Source organism: Vibrio sp. GLN_1 (genome assembly GCF_043106015.1).
In the GTDB taxonomy this organism is placed as follows: domain Bacteria; phylum Pseudomonadota; class Gammaproteobacteria; order Enterobacterales; family Vibrionaceae; genus Vibrio; species Vibrio parahaemolyticus.
Genome location: NZ_JBICMD010000035.1, coordinates 517996 through 534035, shown reverse-complemented (window position 1 = coordinate 534035; position 16040 = coordinate 517996). Strand labels below are relative to the sequence as shown.

14 protein-coding genes are annotated in these 16040 nt (G+C 44.4%); 3 read left to right on the top strand and 11 right to left on the bottom strand.

Translation table 11 applies throughout. The features are described from left to right. Window positions 1–15: 15 nt before the first annotated feature. The 8 genes from ribA to nrfB all read right to left on the bottom strand — a co-directional run bounded on the left by ribA (window position 16) and on the right by nrfB (window position 6302). Entirely contained in the window at window positions 16–672 is a 657-nt protein-coding gene (gene ribA / locus ACF8OV_RS17585; protein ID WP_005457833.1) for a GTP cyclohydrolase II, read from the bottom strand. Window positions 673–893: 221 nt separating this feature from the next. Then, window positions 894–1070: a hypothetical protein gene (locus tag ACF8OV_RS17580; protein WP_005483239.1), complete on the bottom strand. Its 177-nt coding sequence runs from the start codon at window positions 1068–1070 to the stop codon at window positions 894–896. Window positions 1071–1218: 148 nt separating this feature from the next. Further along, on the bottom strand, window positions 1219–1629 hold the full coding sequence (nrfF, locus tag ACF8OV_RS17575) for a heme lyase NrfEFG subunit NrfF (RefSeq protein WP_005483203.1): 411 nt from the start codon (window positions 1627–1629) through the stop codon (window positions 1219–1221). Continuing rightward, window positions 1616–2149, bottom strand: coding sequence for a DsbE family thiol:disulfide interchange protein (locus ACF8OV_RS17570; RefSeq protein WP_025524427.1), 534 nt, complete (start codon window positions 2147–2149; stop codon window positions 1616–1618). Before ACF8OV_RS17570 ends, nrfF begins: the two co-directional genes overlap by 14 nt. Continuing rightward, window positions 2127–4034, bottom strand: a complete 1908-nt coding sequence (locus ACF8OV_RS17565; protein ID WP_203504654.1) for a heme lyase CcmF/NrfE family subunit — start codon at window positions 4032–4034, stop codon at window positions 2127–2129. The genes ACF8OV_RS17570 and ACF8OV_RS17565 overlap by 23 nt, the downstream gene beginning before the upstream one ends. A gap of 9 nt (window positions 4035–4043) precedes the next feature. Continuing rightward, entirely contained in the window at window positions 4044–5015 is a 972-nt protein-coding gene (gene nrfD, locus ACF8OV_RS17560) for a cytochrome c nitrite reductase subunit NrfD (protein WP_025507705.1), read from the bottom strand. After that, window positions 5012–5698: a cytochrome c nitrite reductase Fe-S protein gene (gene nrfC, locus ACF8OV_RS17555; protein ID WP_017448429.1), complete on the bottom strand. Its 687-nt coding sequence runs from the start codon at window positions 5696–5698 to the stop codon at window positions 5012–5014. Before nrfC ends, nrfD begins: the two co-directional genes overlap by 4 nt. Before the next feature lies 1 nt (window position 5699). Further along, complete coding sequence (gene nrfB, locus ACF8OV_RS17550) at window positions 5700–6302, bottom strand: cytochrome c nitrite reductase pentaheme subunit (RefSeq protein ID WP_017448428.1); 603 nt, start codon at window positions 6300–6302, stop codon at window positions 5700–5702. A gap of 468 nt (window positions 6303–6770) precedes the next feature. Between nrfB and nrfA the strand changes: the two genes are divergently transcribed. Beyond that, complete coding sequence (gene nrfA / locus ACF8OV_RS17545; protein ID WP_202986956.1) at window positions 6771–8180, top strand: ammonia-forming nitrite reductase cytochrome c552 subunit; 1410 nt, start codon at window positions 6771–6773, stop codon at window positions 8178–8180. 116 nt (window positions 8181–8296) lie between these two features. Here nrfA and ACF8OV_RS17540 read toward each other — a convergent pair whose 3' ends face one another. The 3 genes from ACF8OV_RS17540 to gyrA form a co-directional block, all read right to left on the bottom strand. Then, complete coding sequence (locus ACF8OV_RS17540; RefSeq protein WP_203504656.1) at window positions 8297–8848, bottom strand: hypothetical protein; 552 nt, start codon at window positions 8846–8848, stop codon at window positions 8297–8299. A gap of 32 nt (window positions 8849–8880) precedes the next feature. Next, complete coding sequence (locus ACF8OV_RS17535; protein WP_203504658.1) at window positions 8881–9504, bottom strand: hypothetical protein; 624 nt, start codon at window positions 9502–9504, stop codon at window positions 8881–8883. 121 nt (window positions 9505–9625) lie between these two features. Beyond that, complete coding sequence (gyrA, locus tag ACF8OV_RS17530) at window positions 9626–12262, bottom strand: DNA topoisomerase (ATP-hydrolyzing) subunit A (RefSeq protein ID WP_203504660.1); 2637 nt, start codon at window positions 12260–12262, stop codon at window positions 9626–9628. Window positions 12263–12571: 309 nt separating this feature from the next. Between gyrA and ubiG the strand changes: the two genes are divergently transcribed. Further along, entirely contained in the window at window positions 12572–13279 is a 708-nt protein-coding gene (gene ubiG, locus ACF8OV_RS17525) for a bifunctional 2-polyprenyl-6-hydroxyphenol methylase/3-demethylubiquinol 3-O-methyltransferase UbiG (protein WP_005483291.1), read from the top strand. A 467-nt stretch (window positions 13280–13746) separates the two neighbouring features. Further along, window positions 13747–16029, top strand: a complete 2283-nt coding sequence (gene nrdA / locus ACF8OV_RS17520; RefSeq protein WP_140268206.1) for a class 1a ribonucleoside-diphosphate reductase subunit alpha — start codon at window positions 13747–13749, stop codon at window positions 16027–16029. Window positions 16030–16040: the final 11 nt, after the last annotated feature.

Genomic DNA, 16040 nt, shown 5'->3' with positions numbered 1-16040 from the left:
GTTTTCTCTTTAGGATTAGACCTTTAGGTTATGTTTTCCGTGAGAAACTTTCGCTCTAAGATAGTTTTCATTACCATCTTTAATGTGCGCCGAAGTATTGACAACTTCGACAATCTCAATTCCGTATTCTGCTAATTCACGGATTTTCTTAGGGTTATTGGTCACAAGACGAATTTTCTTGATACCTAACGCTTCTAACATTTGTGCCGCTTCGGTGAAGTCTCTTAAATCATCATCAAAGCCTAAATGGTTGTTTGCTTCGTAAGTGTTCATCCCCTGGCTTTGCAGACGATACGCATCAATCTTGTTGTACAAACCGATACCACGACCCTCTTGGCGAAGGTAAAGGATCACGCCGCCAGATTCGCCCATACGTTGGATCGTTTCTTCTAACTGCTCACCGCAGTCACAGCGAGATGAGTGGAAAACATCGCCAGTCAGACACTCGGAATGCATACGCACTAGCGGCGTGTCTTGCGTTTGATCCGCTTGTTTAAAAATAACTGCCACATGCTCTTTATCTGTCTTAAGGCCACGGAAAGACAGGATCTCAGCATCGATATTACTTTTAGCCCCGACTTTAAAATCTACTCTGGCACGTACTTCCGCCATATCTATACTCACTCGATTTATTGCTTGATGCGCTTGATGCGTTTTTGTTATTGCATTCATGGGATTCACTTATTGCTCTTCAACTATGGGGATTGATACCGCATTTTTCAATGTTGAGATCACAATTGGGTTGATCTTATCCCTTTCCGCAAACAAAGACGATCACTTATCTTGCTGCGCTGATGAATTGTTATAGTATAACAATTTTATAAAACTACAATAAAAAACCCCAGACAAATTTTTGCCTGGGGTTGGTAAAGGTTAGAGCATGAAAAGGAATCTTAATGAGTTTGGCTACGTTTCCAAACCGCTAATTCTATCCATACCGCTTCGAGTTCTTGAATTTCTTCGTCTGTTAGGACGGCGAGAGTTGAAGTCACTTGTGGCAGCTTCGGTGTTTGAAACGCACGAATCTGCGAATAAAAGTCCTTCTTTAACTGCAATATAACTGAATCCACTGCGTACACCTACTGTTGTTCTTTTATTACTTCTCCAGCTCAAATTTTATCGTTAGCTTTATACTGGAGGCTTCATAAATTCCAAAAAATGATAACACTCTGCTTGTTATATGCACAATTTATTTTCCATACTGGAATAATGGTCACATTAATTTCGCTTGATTAGTCGGATCGAAAATAGAGCAAAAAAGATCAAAAATATAATAGGAAAGATCCACAATAGCGCAGTTGAGTAATTAAATGGAGGTTGATACAGAACAATATTTCCATATCGTTCAACCAAATAATCTTTTACCTGCTGATCGGAGCTACCTTCATTGACCATGGTATAGACCTTTAACCGAAGATCTTTAGCCGCTGGCGCATTGGACTCAATCAAGTTCTGGTTTTGGCATTGTGGGCAGCGCAATGTCTTAGCGAGCGACGTTGCTCGTTGTTGCACTTCTACAGATTGAAATTCAAAAAGATCAACGTTCTGCTTAATTTCACTCCCATTGCTCGCAGGAGAATATAATGCAAGTGCAAAAACGGTAATAAATATATATTTAAATAGCGCCATTAAAATACCTAGAAAATATTGAGTTCCATTTGTCGATCGTGATTGCTCCCCGATATTTGATCAAAACCTTGCCATTTTGATCAATAAGATAAGTTTCTGGTGTACCTATCACTCCCAGCTCAACCGCCAATTCGCCATTTGGGTCACTAATCACGTCTTGATAAGGATTGTTTTTAGAGCTCAAGTAGTTTTGAGCGGCAGAGTTATTATCTCGATAATTCAAACCAATGATCGGCACTCCCGCATCTGCTATCTGCAAAAGTGTTTCATGTTCTTTCTTACAGATCCCACACCATGACGCCCACACATTCAGCAACTTATAGCCATTGTCTTGAAACAACACCTGAGTGACCTCTTTTCCAGAGATAACCGATACAGCGCTAAAATTTGGAACCATTAGCGTGCTTTCCTTTGCTTGGTCAACGTGGGGACGGTCAGATAACGCCGCAACGACCACGACTGAAAAGACGGCAACAACAATAAATAACCCGAATAGTTTAGGCATAGTTTTCGGTGACATTCACGGCCCTCTTTCTTTTGCGATACACAGTCGTCAGTGCGCCAAACACCGCTATCAAACCGCCTGACCATATCCACCAAATCCCCGCCCGGTACTGAACTTTTATCGCATAAGCGTTTGTGCCAACTTTATCCCCCAACGTCAGATAATAGTCTCCGTACCATAAACTCAGAATCGCGGGCTCAGTCATGTTCATTACTCGCACGGGATAATGGCGTTTTTCAGGTTGTAATACATAGCGAGTCTGATCATCAAGGCGCAAAATGATCCTTGCTTGTTCTGCGGTGTAATTTGGCCCTATTACCCAATCCATACCTTGATAATCGATACCAATGTTTGCTCTTTGATGTGAAACACCTGGCTCTACTCGCAAGTTGTATTGGAACGAGTATTCACTGTTGAAGACAGCTCCTACAACGGCTAAAGAAAAACCGACGTGTGCTAATACCATCTTGATTAGTGGCCCTTTGTTTTCGGCATTCAGCCATAACATAGTGTGCGTAGTAATAACCCAAGCTGCTAAAAATACACTCGTGATTGTCCCAATACGCACGGTATCAACCGACAAGATAAAGACGGCTACGGCACCTAATGCGATTGTACTTGCAAAGACGAATTGCCTTTTCCAGTTCGCACACACTCCTTTTGTCCACCGCAAAATTGGCGTCATGGCTAACGCCAACAAAGCGAAAATACTAAGAGGAAATATCAAGCTATTAAAATACGGCGCACCAACAGAGATGTTTCCCAACCCTAGCAATTGATAAATCATCGGGTAGAACGTACCTAAAAAGACGATCGCCGTGGATATGACCAAAAGTCCAATGGCCACATATACCATATAAGCTCGACTGATCAAGGAACGTAATCTAAATGGTTTGATGGCATCTCCACGCACAATCAGTACGCCAAACGTCATCAATACTAACGCACTAAGCACAGCAAGCAGGGCTAAACCTTTGGTAGGATCCACAGCAAAAGCATGCACCGATGTCAATACGCCAGAGCGTACGATAAATGTCCCGAGAATACTTAAACTAAAGGTTGCAAACGCCAACGCGTATGTGCTCCACAACGCTCCCTGATTTTTCTTTGCTAATACTCCGCTGTGCAGGAGTGCAGTGCCTGTTAACCACGGCAATAAAGAGGCATTTTCTACTGGGTCCCAAAACCACCAGCCTCCCCAGCCAAGTTCATTGTATGCCCACCAAGAGCCGACAAGGATACCAACAGTCAGGGTTCCCCAGGCAAAATACGCGGCCTTTCGCGTACAACGGTACCATTCATTGACAGGCCGTTTGCTTAATAACGCCGCAAGTGCAAACGCCAAAATGGCGGAATAACCAACGTAACCTAAATATAAAAGTGGCGGATGAATGATCAATCCGATGTCCTGCAGCATTGGATTCAAATCACGTCCTTCTACCGCCAATGTTTTTGCGAACTCAAAAGGGTTAGACGTTGTTAACGTAAACCAAGCAAAAACGGCAATCAGAACATTCATAATGCCAAGGCAATCTGCGGTGTAGCATTGGTTAATCGGAGAACTAAGAGCAATGTATGATGCCCATAAACTGAGCGTCACGACCCAAAACAGCATGGAGCCTTGGTGCCCACCCCATGCTGCTGCAACCTTGTAAGCGGTTGGCAATTGGCTGTTGGAATGAGTGACCACATATTCAAGAGCAAAATTGTCTTGGATAAAACAGACAATCAGCAGTAATAGACAAACAACAGAGGCCAAACTGATGAGATGTGAGGTCGCAAGTTGGTGTTCTAACATAATGGGCTTAGCCGCTGCACGGCGATACCAATGCAGTGCAGCGGAACAACTCGCCCCCATTGCGACGAAAATCAGTAAGAAGAAACCCAGTTCAGCCTCCATTGTTCCTCCTTAGACAACGGTCATTTGACCAGCATAGAGTATGAATGTACGCAGCATCAGCACGCCGACCAAACTCAATGTCGTCACGACAAAGACGTAACTACCTTTATGGCGAACTTCAGAAGGCATTAACCAGTTCAATGTTAGAGGCATCAACATACCAATCAACACAACACCAACCCAGAACCACTGCGCCCAAAAGCCGTTGGATATTGCATTCCAAGCTGCGACTTCGTTTTGACCCCCGCTGAAAATCAGGCCAGTAAAGAACGTTACTAAAACGAACAACTCGAATAATACAACCGGACGTTCAAAGCCATGCACCCATGACACACTAGGACTGGATGTCGGCTCTTTAAACACTAAGATTCCGAACATCAAACATGCCGCTGCGCCCGAAGAAAGGCTTGAGAATAGGAACAAAATCGGCAACACCGGATTGTTGAGCATCGGGTAGGTTTTAAGTGCCGATAGTAGGAAGCCAGTATATGCCGCCAGTACTAACGCCAAGAAACCCAAGAACAACTCGATGGCATTACTCACCTTTCCAGCCTTGATCAAAAAGCCATCCACAAAGTCGAGTAATCCGCTCGGTAATTTGCCTTCACAAAAGCTGATGATTTGATGGCGAAAGATCACGCCAATCCAAACAAACAACACAACCATGTAGACTTGAAACAAGACAACGCCCATCGACATCACCGACGTCGGGTTGTAGTAAATCATGATTTTCCAAAACTGGAGTGGCTTAGTTAAATGGAAAATCAATATCACCAAACCGGAAATGATGCCAAATGGCGCGAGCCAAGCCATCGCTTTCATAATGCCATTGTTCGCCGGATCACCCTCAATGACTTTGCGTTTAAGGTAGATAGAAATCATCACTGCGCCAGCAGACATCCCAGCTAAAAATAGGTAAATCGCGATGATCCAATCCCACACTAATGAATCAAAGTGGAAAGCACTTTCAAAACCGTTCATGATGACACCTCCCCTTTGTTGTGCGGAATTTTAAACAACTTAGGTTGCGTTCCTAAATGTGACTTATCGCGATACACAAGATGGTTATCAATGACTTTGCTGACCTCGCTAGTTGGGTCATTCAAATCACCAAAGATGAGTGCTTTTGTTGGGCAAGATTCCACGCAAGCTGGCTGCTTACCTTGTGCTAGGTTGGTATCACGGCAAAAGTTACATTTGTCTGCAGAATGGTCAACAGGGTTGAAAAAGCGCACTTGATAAGGACAAGCCGCCAAACAATAGCCACAGCCGACACATCGCTCTTTGTGCACATCTACTATGCCTGTAGCTTCATCTTTGTACGCAGCACCCGTAGGGCAAACATACACACATGGTGGATTATCACAGTGCTGACAAGATTCACGCGTAAACTGGTACTCAACATCAGGAAATTCCCCAATGGGTTCACTGCGATGAATTTTTAGGCGGGTCACCCCTTCTGGCACTTCATTCACTTCGCGACATGCTTCGGTACACGCAGTACATCCTATACACGCATTTTCATCATGCACCATGCCAAAACGTTTGGTTTGCTCACTATCACTGGCATAAAGAGAAGCACTAACAACAGAAGTACCAGCAACGCCAGTGGTCAAAATCAATGCGCCGCTACTGGCTAAAAAATTTCGTCTTGAACACTTCATGCTATCTCTCCTCTTCTTTTGCAAGTTCAGGTTCAGCAGCAAACTGAGAGTGGCAATCGACACATTGTTTGATGAGCTGTTTTCCGTCGTAAGAAAGTGCTTTCGTTTTGGCGGCGTGAACATCGTGACAATTTGAACAGGTCAAATTTTTAGCATGAACATCATGTGTCCAATTACTTTCTCTCAACTGAGTTGGAGCGTGGCAATCTACACACTGGCTATTCGCTTTGAGAATGGTGCTTGGATCAAGAAAAACCTTGTCATGCACTGCTTTTGATTGCGCAGCAGCAAACTTGATCACATCAGGAGCCCCTTCACGGTGATCAGGCCCGATATTGCTGTGACAGTTTGTGCAGTTAAGTGTTTTACCTTGGCTAAGCAGCGCTTCTGGCTCATGCGACAAATTCAGAGTTTCTTTGGCATCCTTATGACATTGAAGACATTTGTAGTCTCGGTCACGAATCAGCTCAACTTGATGGCGAGTGGTTTGTGCACCCTCAACAGGCTCTGATGAAATCGCATGGGCGGAGATAGAAAAACCATAGATGGCAAAGGCGAAGAGAAATTTCAGCATTGTCACTATGGTCAATTTTATATTGCCCATATTTTTCTTTCCTTAGCTCTAAAATAATTGATAACTGTTCTCAACTATTTAATAGAGCGACAATTAATTTCTTCTGAAGATATTTTTATATCTTCAAATGACATCAATTCTTATTTTGGAAAGCCACAACGCTAAACCTATATTCATAATACCCCTATTATTCCTAAGAGGTATAAGGTACTGTTCAAAAAGCGAACTTAATCACCTTATTTATAAAATGGTTACACCTCTAACCTACTGTCAATAAAGGGGATTAAACCCTACCACTTTAGAGGTATATGAAATTAAACATGATTAAGATCACTAGTGTAAATTGATCTAAAGCAAGACTCATTCCGCTCACTATTTCATCTCTTTATTTACACAATAATATTATTTGTAGATCTCCGATTCTTATTTGGAATAGCTTCTCACAACGCTGCTAATAAAAACGAATATGGAGATAACACCGTGAGCATAAAACACTGGATGAGCGCACCTATCGCGGTTGCGACCTTATTCGCTAGCCAATTATTGTTGGCCGGCTCTGTGTTGGCGGCAGAAAACAACGATCGACTTGATCCTCGTAATGACGCCTTCGAACAAAACCATCCTGACCAATATCATTCTTGGAAGGCAACATCAGAAAGTAAACATATTGAAGACGCCCTAAGTGAAGACCCAAATATGGTGATTCTTTGGGCTGGCTACGGATTTGCTAAAGATTACAACAAGGCTAGAGGTCACTTTTATGCGCTCGACGATGTAAGGCAGACCCTAAGGACAGGCGCACCGGCAGATGAAAACTCCGGGCCAATGCCAATGGCGTGTTGGAGTTGTAAAAGTCCTGATGTCGCTCGCGTGATAGAAGAACGTGGCGAGGATGGCTATTTCTCTGGTAAATGGGCACGTCTAGGCTCAGAAATCGTCAATCCTATCGGATGTTCTGATTGTCACGATACTCGCTCAGAAAAATTCAACCAAGGCGAGCCAGAACTAGCACTAACCAGACCTTATGTTGAGCGAGCATTCGATGTAATTGGAAAAAACTTTGATGAGCAGTCGCGCCTTGATAAACAAGCGTCTGTGTGTGCTCAGTGCCATGTCGAATACTACTTTACAGGACCAACGAAAGCGGTGAAATTCCCTTGGGATATGGGTACGACTGTCGGTGACATGGAGAAGTATTACGATGCGTTGGACTTTAAAGATTGGACTCACGCCGTTTCTAAAGCACCGATGCTAAAAGCACAGCACCCTGGCTTCGAGACTTGGCGTGAAGGAATTCACGGCAAAAACAAAGTGGTTTGCGTCGACTGCCATATGCCGAAGGTAACAAAAGAAGATGGTACCGTTTATACCGATCATAAAGTAGGCAATCCTTTCGACCGCTTCGAAGACACATGTGCGCAGTGCCATACTCAAACCAAAGAGCAGCTACGTAACATCGTGTCGTCACGTAAAGCGCAGGTGTTGAACATGAAATTAACCGCCGAGAAGCAAATTGTCGCGGCGCATTTTGAAGCTGGAGAAGCATGGAAAGCAGGAGCAACGGAAGAAGAAATGAAGCCGATTCTCCAAGATATTCGCCATGCGCAATGGCGTTGGGATTATGCGATCGCCTCTCACGGTGTTCACATGCACGCACCAGAAGTGGCGCTGGAAGTTCTCGGTACCGCAGTTGATCGCGCCGCCGATGCTCGTACTAAATTGGTACGCTTACTGGCAACAAAAGGCGTTACTGAACCTGTTCAAATTCCAGATATCTCGACCAAAGCAAAAGCCCAAGAAGCTTTAGGAATGGATATGGAAAAAATGAACGCGGATAAAAAGCACTTCTTAGACACCGTCGTGCCAGATTGGGATAAAGCAGCGGCCGAACGAGAAGCAACCTATTAGTCAAACCGAAAATAGGATTCGAGACCTATGATGCAACAACAAAGGGCGCGTTCTGCGCCCTTTGTTTTCATCAGTTCATTCTAGTCGAAGTACATCATCAAAATGCAAGTAAACCATTAACGTCGACGAATTCTTGGCACCGGTTGGATGTTTGGTCGAGTCTGAAGTCTCTGAATATTTGGCTTGGTAATCTGACGCGGCACGTTATGCGCGGGTAATGGCTGTGTCTTCAATGTCGATTCTGGCAACGTCGTTTGTTTTGGTAACGTTTTTGTTTCTACACGCTGGGGACGCTCGTGCCATTTTGCTTGAATCGCTTGTTTTTGTTCATCCGGCAACGTCTGCCAGTGGTTATCCAGTTGTCGCTTCATGTTATCGAAGTTGGCGTTCATATCACCATCTTTCCAATCTTCAACTTTGTCTTTAATTGACTGTTGTTGATCGTCGTCGAGACTATTCCACCATACCTCGAGCTTTTCTCGATGGTCATGTCCGATGTCACAGCAACCAGGATAATAGTAAATCCAATAGTCATTGTGACCATACCACCAAGGGTCGTAATACCCACTCGAATAATAGACAGATGAAGAACCAGTTGAAGGAGACGAGCATCCCACCAGCACTGTACCGCACAACAATACCAACAAACCCGCTTCTAGCTTCTGCATACCTACTCTCCTCTTTACTCTACATTGTATGCTTACATCAGCTTTTTCGCTTTGTTGATGGACTCGATGATCGTCACTCTGTCTAAATTAGGGTCATTGGAATCTAGGAGTAGCACCCAAGTATCGATGGCTTCTTGAAAGCGGAAAGAAATGAAGTGATCGTTCGCTATCAACGACAATGCGGCTTCATTATAAGGTTCAAGTTGCAACGCCTGTTCTAATAGTAAACTGACTTCATCAGTCATCGCTTGTTTATACAGGTAGTATAATGTTGTCGCCTTAGCGGCAAGTTGCGTCGCGGTTACGTTGTCAGTGAGTTGGAGTGTGTAGTCGAAACAAATCAACGCGGCATCAAATTCTCCCTCCAACAGATAACCTTGACCTAACTGAAACCAAAGCTCATCGTTATTAGGCTCTTGTTTTAACTGCTGCTGTATTTCATCCATGATGTCTCGCGAGGTCATCATTCGAGCTATCTCCGCTTGGATAGGTTTCGGTGGGGTTTGCTTCAACAACAAGTAGCCAGCGCTAGTGAGTGCTAACACCATCAAACAAAAGCCAAACCACTGCGTAGGCTTAACTTTAGAAGCGCTAAGTGACAAAACGACGATAAAAAGCCCCATCAAAGTGATGGCAATGAAGAACCATAAAGACATAGCGATACCCGTGAGTAAACATAAGTTTAGTGTACTGGTTTGGTTGAAAGATTGCGTTGATGAAGATACAAAAAAGCCGAGCATCTTGCTCGGCTTTCATATTTAGCGATGAAGGAAAAGATTACTCTTCTGTGCCCTCTTCCGCGTCGTCTGCTGCTGGCGCTTCAGGAGCTTGCTGTTCTGCATTCGCTTCTGTTGTTTCTGCTTCTTCGCCTTCTGGCAATTCCACATCTTCAACTTCATCGATACGTTGTAGACCAACAACTGACTCGTCTTCTGCTGTACGGATCAGCGTTACACCTTGAGTGTTACGGCCTACTTGGCTAACTTCTGCTACACGTGTACGAACCAGAGTACCAGCGTCGGTGATCATCATCATCTCGTCGCCTTCTTCTACTTGCACTGCACCAACTACTGGACCGTTACGCTCAGAAACCTTGATAGACACAACGCCCTGAGTTGCACGACCTTTCGTTGGGTATTCAGCCAATTCAGTACGTTTACCGTAACCGTTTTGAGTAACCGTTAGGATGTCGCCTTCGTTAGACGGAACGATTAGTGAAACCACTTGGTCGTCGTCAGCCAGCTTCATACCACGGACACCTGCCGCTGTACGACCCATTGCACGTACTTTGTCCTCGCTAAAGCGAACAACTTTACCTGCTTTAGAGAACAGCATGATGTCGCTTGAACCCGTTGTGATATCAACGCCGATTAGAGAATCGTCATCACGTAGGTTCACCGCAATTAGACCGTTTGAACGTACGTTCGCAAACTGGTCTAGAGAAGTCTTCTTAACGGTACCGTCGCCAGTTGCCATGAAGATGAACTTGTCTGCTGAGAACTCATCAACCGGAAGAATTGCAGTGATACGCTCACCATCTTCCAATGGAAGGATGTTCACGATCGGTTTACCACGTGCAGTACGGCTCGCTAGTGGCAATTGGTAAACTTTCAGACGGTAAGTCTTACCGCGAGTAGAGAAACATAGAATGTTGTCGTGGGTATTCGCCACTAGAAGACGTTCAATGTAGTCTTCATCTTTCATTCGAGTTGCACTCTTACCTTTACCACCACGGCGCTGTGCTTCGTAGTCGCTTAGGATTTGGTACTTAACGTAACCTTCGTGAGATAGAGTTACGACTACGTCTTCACGAGCAATCAGCTCTTCCATGTCAATGTCATGGCTAGCTGCTGTGATTTCAGTACGGCGTGCATCAGCAAATCCGTCACGAACTGCTTCTAGTTCTTCACGGATCACTTCCATCAAACGCTCAGTGCTTGCAAGAATGTGCATTAACTCAGCGATTTCTTCTAGAAGCTCTTTGTATTCAGCAAGAATCTTCTCGTGTTCCAGACCGGTCAATTTATGTAGACGTAGATCTAGAATTGCTTGCGCTTGTTGTTCAGTCAGGAAGTATTGGCCGTCGCGGATACCGTATTGAGGCTCTAGCCATTCTGGGCGAGCCGCATCAGTACCAGCACGCTCAAGCATTGCTGCTACGTTACCTAGATCCCAACCACGAGCAATAAGACCAGCTTTTGCTTCAGCAGGAGTCGGCGCTTTACGAATTAGGTCGATGATTTCATCGATGTTCGCTAGAGCAAGTGCAAGACCTTCAAGAATGTGCGCACGCTCACGAGCTTTACGCAATTCGAAGATAGTACGGCGAGTCACGACTTCACGACGGTGATCCACAAAGCACTTCAACATATCTTTCAGGTTGAATAGCTGTGGCTGACCATTGTTCAACGCAACCATGTTGATACCGAAAGTCGTTTGTAGCTGAGTTTGAGCGTAAAGGTTGTTAAGAACCACTTCGCCTACTGCATCACGCTTACATTCAATAACGATACGCATACCATCTTTGTCAGATTCGTCACGTAGCGCACTGATGCCTTCAACTTTCTTATCTTTAACAAGTTCAGCAATCTTCTCGATCAGACGAGCTTTGTTCACTTGGTAAGGAATTTCGGTAACGATGATGGTTTCTTTACCGTTTTTCTCTGTTTCGATTTCCGCTTTTGAACGCATGTAGATCTTACCGCGACCTGTTTTGTACGCGTCTACAATGCCTTTACGACCGCTGATAAGCGCCGCAGTTGGGAAATCTGGACCAGGGATGTAATCCATTAGTTCATCAATAGTGATTTCTTCATTATTGATGTATGCAAGACAGCCATCGATCACTTCGCCAAGGTTATGTGGCGGGATGTTGGTTGCCATACCTACCGCGATACCAGAAGCACCGTTGACCAATAGGTTTGGAATTTTGGTTGGAAGAACCGCTGGAATCTGTTCTGTACCATCATAGTTAGGTACGTAGTCTACGGTTTCTTTGTCTAGGTCAGCCAAAAGTTCGTGGGCAATTTTTGCCATACGTACTTCGGTGTAACGCATTGCCGCAGCAGAGTCGCCATCGATTGAGCCAAAGTTACCTTGACCATCGACCAGCATGTAACGAAGTGAGAACGGCTGAGCCATACGTACGATTGTGTCGTACACAGCACTATCACCGTGTGGGTGATATTTACCGATTACGTCGCCGACAACACGGGCTGATTTTTTATATGGTTTGTTCCAATCGTTGCCTAGTACGTTCATCGCGAATAAAACGCGGCGGTGTACTGGTTTTAGGCCATCACGCACATCTGGAAGAGCACGACCCACGATAACTGACATCGCGTAGTCTAGGTATGAACCTCTAAGCTCATCTTCAATGTTTACGGGCGTGATCTCTTTAGCTAAATCGCTCATAGAGCCATTATCCCTCTATTTTCTGATCGTAATTACGATACGTGTAAGGTGCAAAAATATAACACACAATTCATCACTGGGGCATCACTTTCCCGCTCGTTTTATCAGGTTGTGAGCTTCGTTATGAGTTAAATGAAGAGAAATTGCACATTCATCCCATATCTTTCTGAAAACTGACTATATTTCCACCAACTGTCGCCCAAAAAGTCTCCTGTAACGATTGTGAGAAAAGAAGCAGTTTAAACGTATCGTACCATTAGAGTATAATCTCGCCTTCCAAAGGACTATTAGCGAAGCAAAATAACTATCATGACTAAAGCACAAAACGTCGACCCTAGTGAAATTAAGAAATTCGAAGAGATGGCTTCTCGTTGGTGGGATTTAGAAGGCGAGTTCAAACCTCTTCATCAAATTAATCCGCTTCGCTTGAACTATGTCCTAGAAAAAGCCGATGGCCTTTTCGGCAAGAAAGTTCTCGATGTTGGTTGTGGCGGCGGCATCTTAGCAGAAAGCATGGCAAAGGAAGGCGCCACCGTGACTGGTCTAGATATGGGTAAAGAGCCACTAGAAGTTGCTCGCCTACATGCATTGGAGACAGGGACTAAGCTGACCTACATCCAAAGCACCATCGAAGACCACGCTGCGGAAAATGCTGGGACTTACGATGTCGTGACCTGCATGGAAATGCTAGAACACGTGCCTGACCCACTCTCTGTAATTCGTTCATGTGCTGCGTTGGTTAAGCCTGGAGGACATGTGTTCTTCTCGACGTTAAACCGCAATATCAAGTCGTACTTGTTTGCGATTGTAGGCGCAGAAAAACTATTGAAAATTGTGCCAGAAGGCACGCACGATCATGAGAAGTTCATCAAACCTGCTGAAATGATGAAGATGATCGACCAAACAGATTTGACTGAAATGGGCATCACAGGCCTTCATTACAACCCGCTAAATGACAGCTATAAGCTAGGTCGTAATGTAGATGTAAACTACATTGTCCACACTAAAAAATACTGAACGGCGTTACATTAAAAATGAATCAAAAGCGGTAGCACAAAGTTGCCGCTTTTTTTGTCTTTTTATGTATAAAATTCGTGCTATAGATTCCATTTTAACCAACCCATTTTTCGCATATAAAAAGAGGCAAAGATCAAGGAGTTTTTTTTTGAGGGCGGTTATTTATAAACCGATCTTCAAAGCTTAGTTTTCCCCATTCAAGTCAGCCCTTTTCTCATCGGTTAGTGTTCACTTACTGATTTTTTTATTTTATTACTTATCCACAAGTCATCCCAAATCTGTACCTTGATAAATCAGTGCAATAGCACTATCTTGTAACCCGCAAACAAATGAACCCCTATATGTTGTGTTTAAGCTACAATGTATAGATAGACTTTGATCACAAAGCCGCCGCAAGCTTTACAAACTTTGCACATAAACAAACAAAAATACGGCTTTTATCAGTTTTCTTAGGGAAATAAAGCAGAATGAACCAACAACTTACCGTCACTAAGCGTGATGGCCGTAAAGAAAGTATTGATCTGGATAAAATCCATCGCGTTATCACTTGGGCTGCAGAAGGTCTAAATAACGTTTCAGTCTCTCAAGTAGAACTTCGCGCTCACATCCAGTTTTACGACGGTATCACAACGACAGATATCCACGAGACTATCATCAAGTCAGCGGCAGATCTGATCTCTGAAGAGACCCCGGATTACCAATACCTAGCTGCTCGCCTAGCGGTATTCCATCTGCGTAAAAAAGCGTACGGCCAATATGAGCCACCAACGCTGTTTGATCACGTGTCTCGTCTTGTAGATATGGGTAAGTACGACCAACATATCCTTGAAGACTACTCAAAAGCTGAACTGGACGAACTAGATTCTTACATCGACCACAAACGCGACCTTAACTTCTCTTATGCTGCGGTAAAACAGCTTGAAGGTAAGTACTTCGTGCAAAACCGTGTGTCTGGCGAGATCTACGAAAGTGCTCAGTTCCTTTACATTCTAGTGTCGGCTTGCCTGTTCGCTAACTACCCGAAAGAAACACGTCTTGACTACATCAAGCGTTTCTACGATGCGACGTCTACATTTAAAATCTCTCTACCTACACCAATTATGTCTGGTGTACGTACCCCTACTCGTCAGTTCAGCTCATGCGTACTGATTGAGTGTGGTGACAGCCTAGATTCTATCAACGCAACTGCAAGTTCTATTGTTCGTTACGTATCTCAACGTGCTGGTATCGGTATCAACGCGGGTCGCATTCGTGCGCTAGGTTCTGAAATCCGTGGCGGTGAAGCATTCCACACAGGTTGTATCCCGTTCTACAAGTACTTCCAAACAGCCGTAAAATGTTGTTCTCAAGGTGGTGTACGTGGTGGTGCAGCAACGGTGTTCTACCCAATGTGGCACGGCGAAGCACGTTCACTAATGGTGCTTAAAAACAACCGTGGTGTTGAAGAGAACCGCGTTCGTCACATGGATTACGGCGTACAGCTAAACAAACTGATGTATCAACGTCTGGTTGAGGGTGGCAACATCACTCTATTCTCACCTTCAGACGTACCGGGTCTATACGACGCATTCTTCGAGAACCAAAAAGAATTTGAACGTCTATACGTGAAATACGAGAACGATCCTTCAGTTAAGAAGGAAACGGTAAAAGCCATCGAAATGTTCTCACTACTCATGCAAGAGCGTGCATCAACAGGTCGTATCTACATTCAGAACGTAGACCACTGTAACACTCACAGCCCATTCGACTCTGAAGTTGCGCCAGTTCGTCAGTCTAACCTATGTCTGGAAATCGCACTTCCAACTAAACCACTGACTAACGTTGAAGATGATTCAGGTGAGATTGCACTATGTACGCTTTCCGCGTTCAACCTTGGCGCAATCAAATCTCTGGATGATTTCGAAGAGCTTTCTGATCTTGTTGTTCGCGCTCTAGATGCATTATTGGATTACCAAGATTACCCACTACCAGCGGCGTACAAGTCAACAATGAACCGTCGTACGCTAGGTGTTGGTGTTATCAACTTCGCTTACTACCTAGCGAAGCACGGAGTGAAATACTCTGATGGCAGCGCAAATGGCCTGACTCACCGCACATTTGAAGCAATGCAATACTACTTGCTAAAAGCATCAGTAGCGCTAGCAAAAGAACAAGGCAAGTGTCCTTCGTTCCACGAAACAAACTACGCGAAAGGCTTACTGCCAATCGACACTTACAAGAAAGATATCGACCTAATTTGTGATGAAGAGCTGCACTACGATTGGGACAGCTTACGTCAAGAAATCATGGAACACGGTCTTCGTAACTCAACACTGACAGCGCTAATGCCTTCTGAGACCTCTTCTCAGATCTCGAACGCAACAAACGGTATTGAGCCACCACGCGGTTACGTATCTGTAAAAGCATCGAAAGATGGTATCTTGAAGCAAGTTGTTCCTGAGTTCACAGAACTGAAAAACAACTACGAACTGCTTTGGAATATCGGTTCTAACGACGGTTACCTTCACCTTGTTGGCATCATGCAGAAATTCGTAGACCAAGCGATCTCTGCAAACACAAACTACGACCCATCGCGTTACGAGACGGGCAAGGTTCCAATGAAGAAACTTCTTCAAGACCTACTTACAGCGTATAAGTTTGGTGTTAAGACGCTTTACTACCATAACACTCGTGATGGTGCGAAAGACGACCAGAAAGACGCGGTTCAACCACAAGATGACGATTGTGCAGGCGGCGGTTGTAAGATTTAATCTTCCCTACC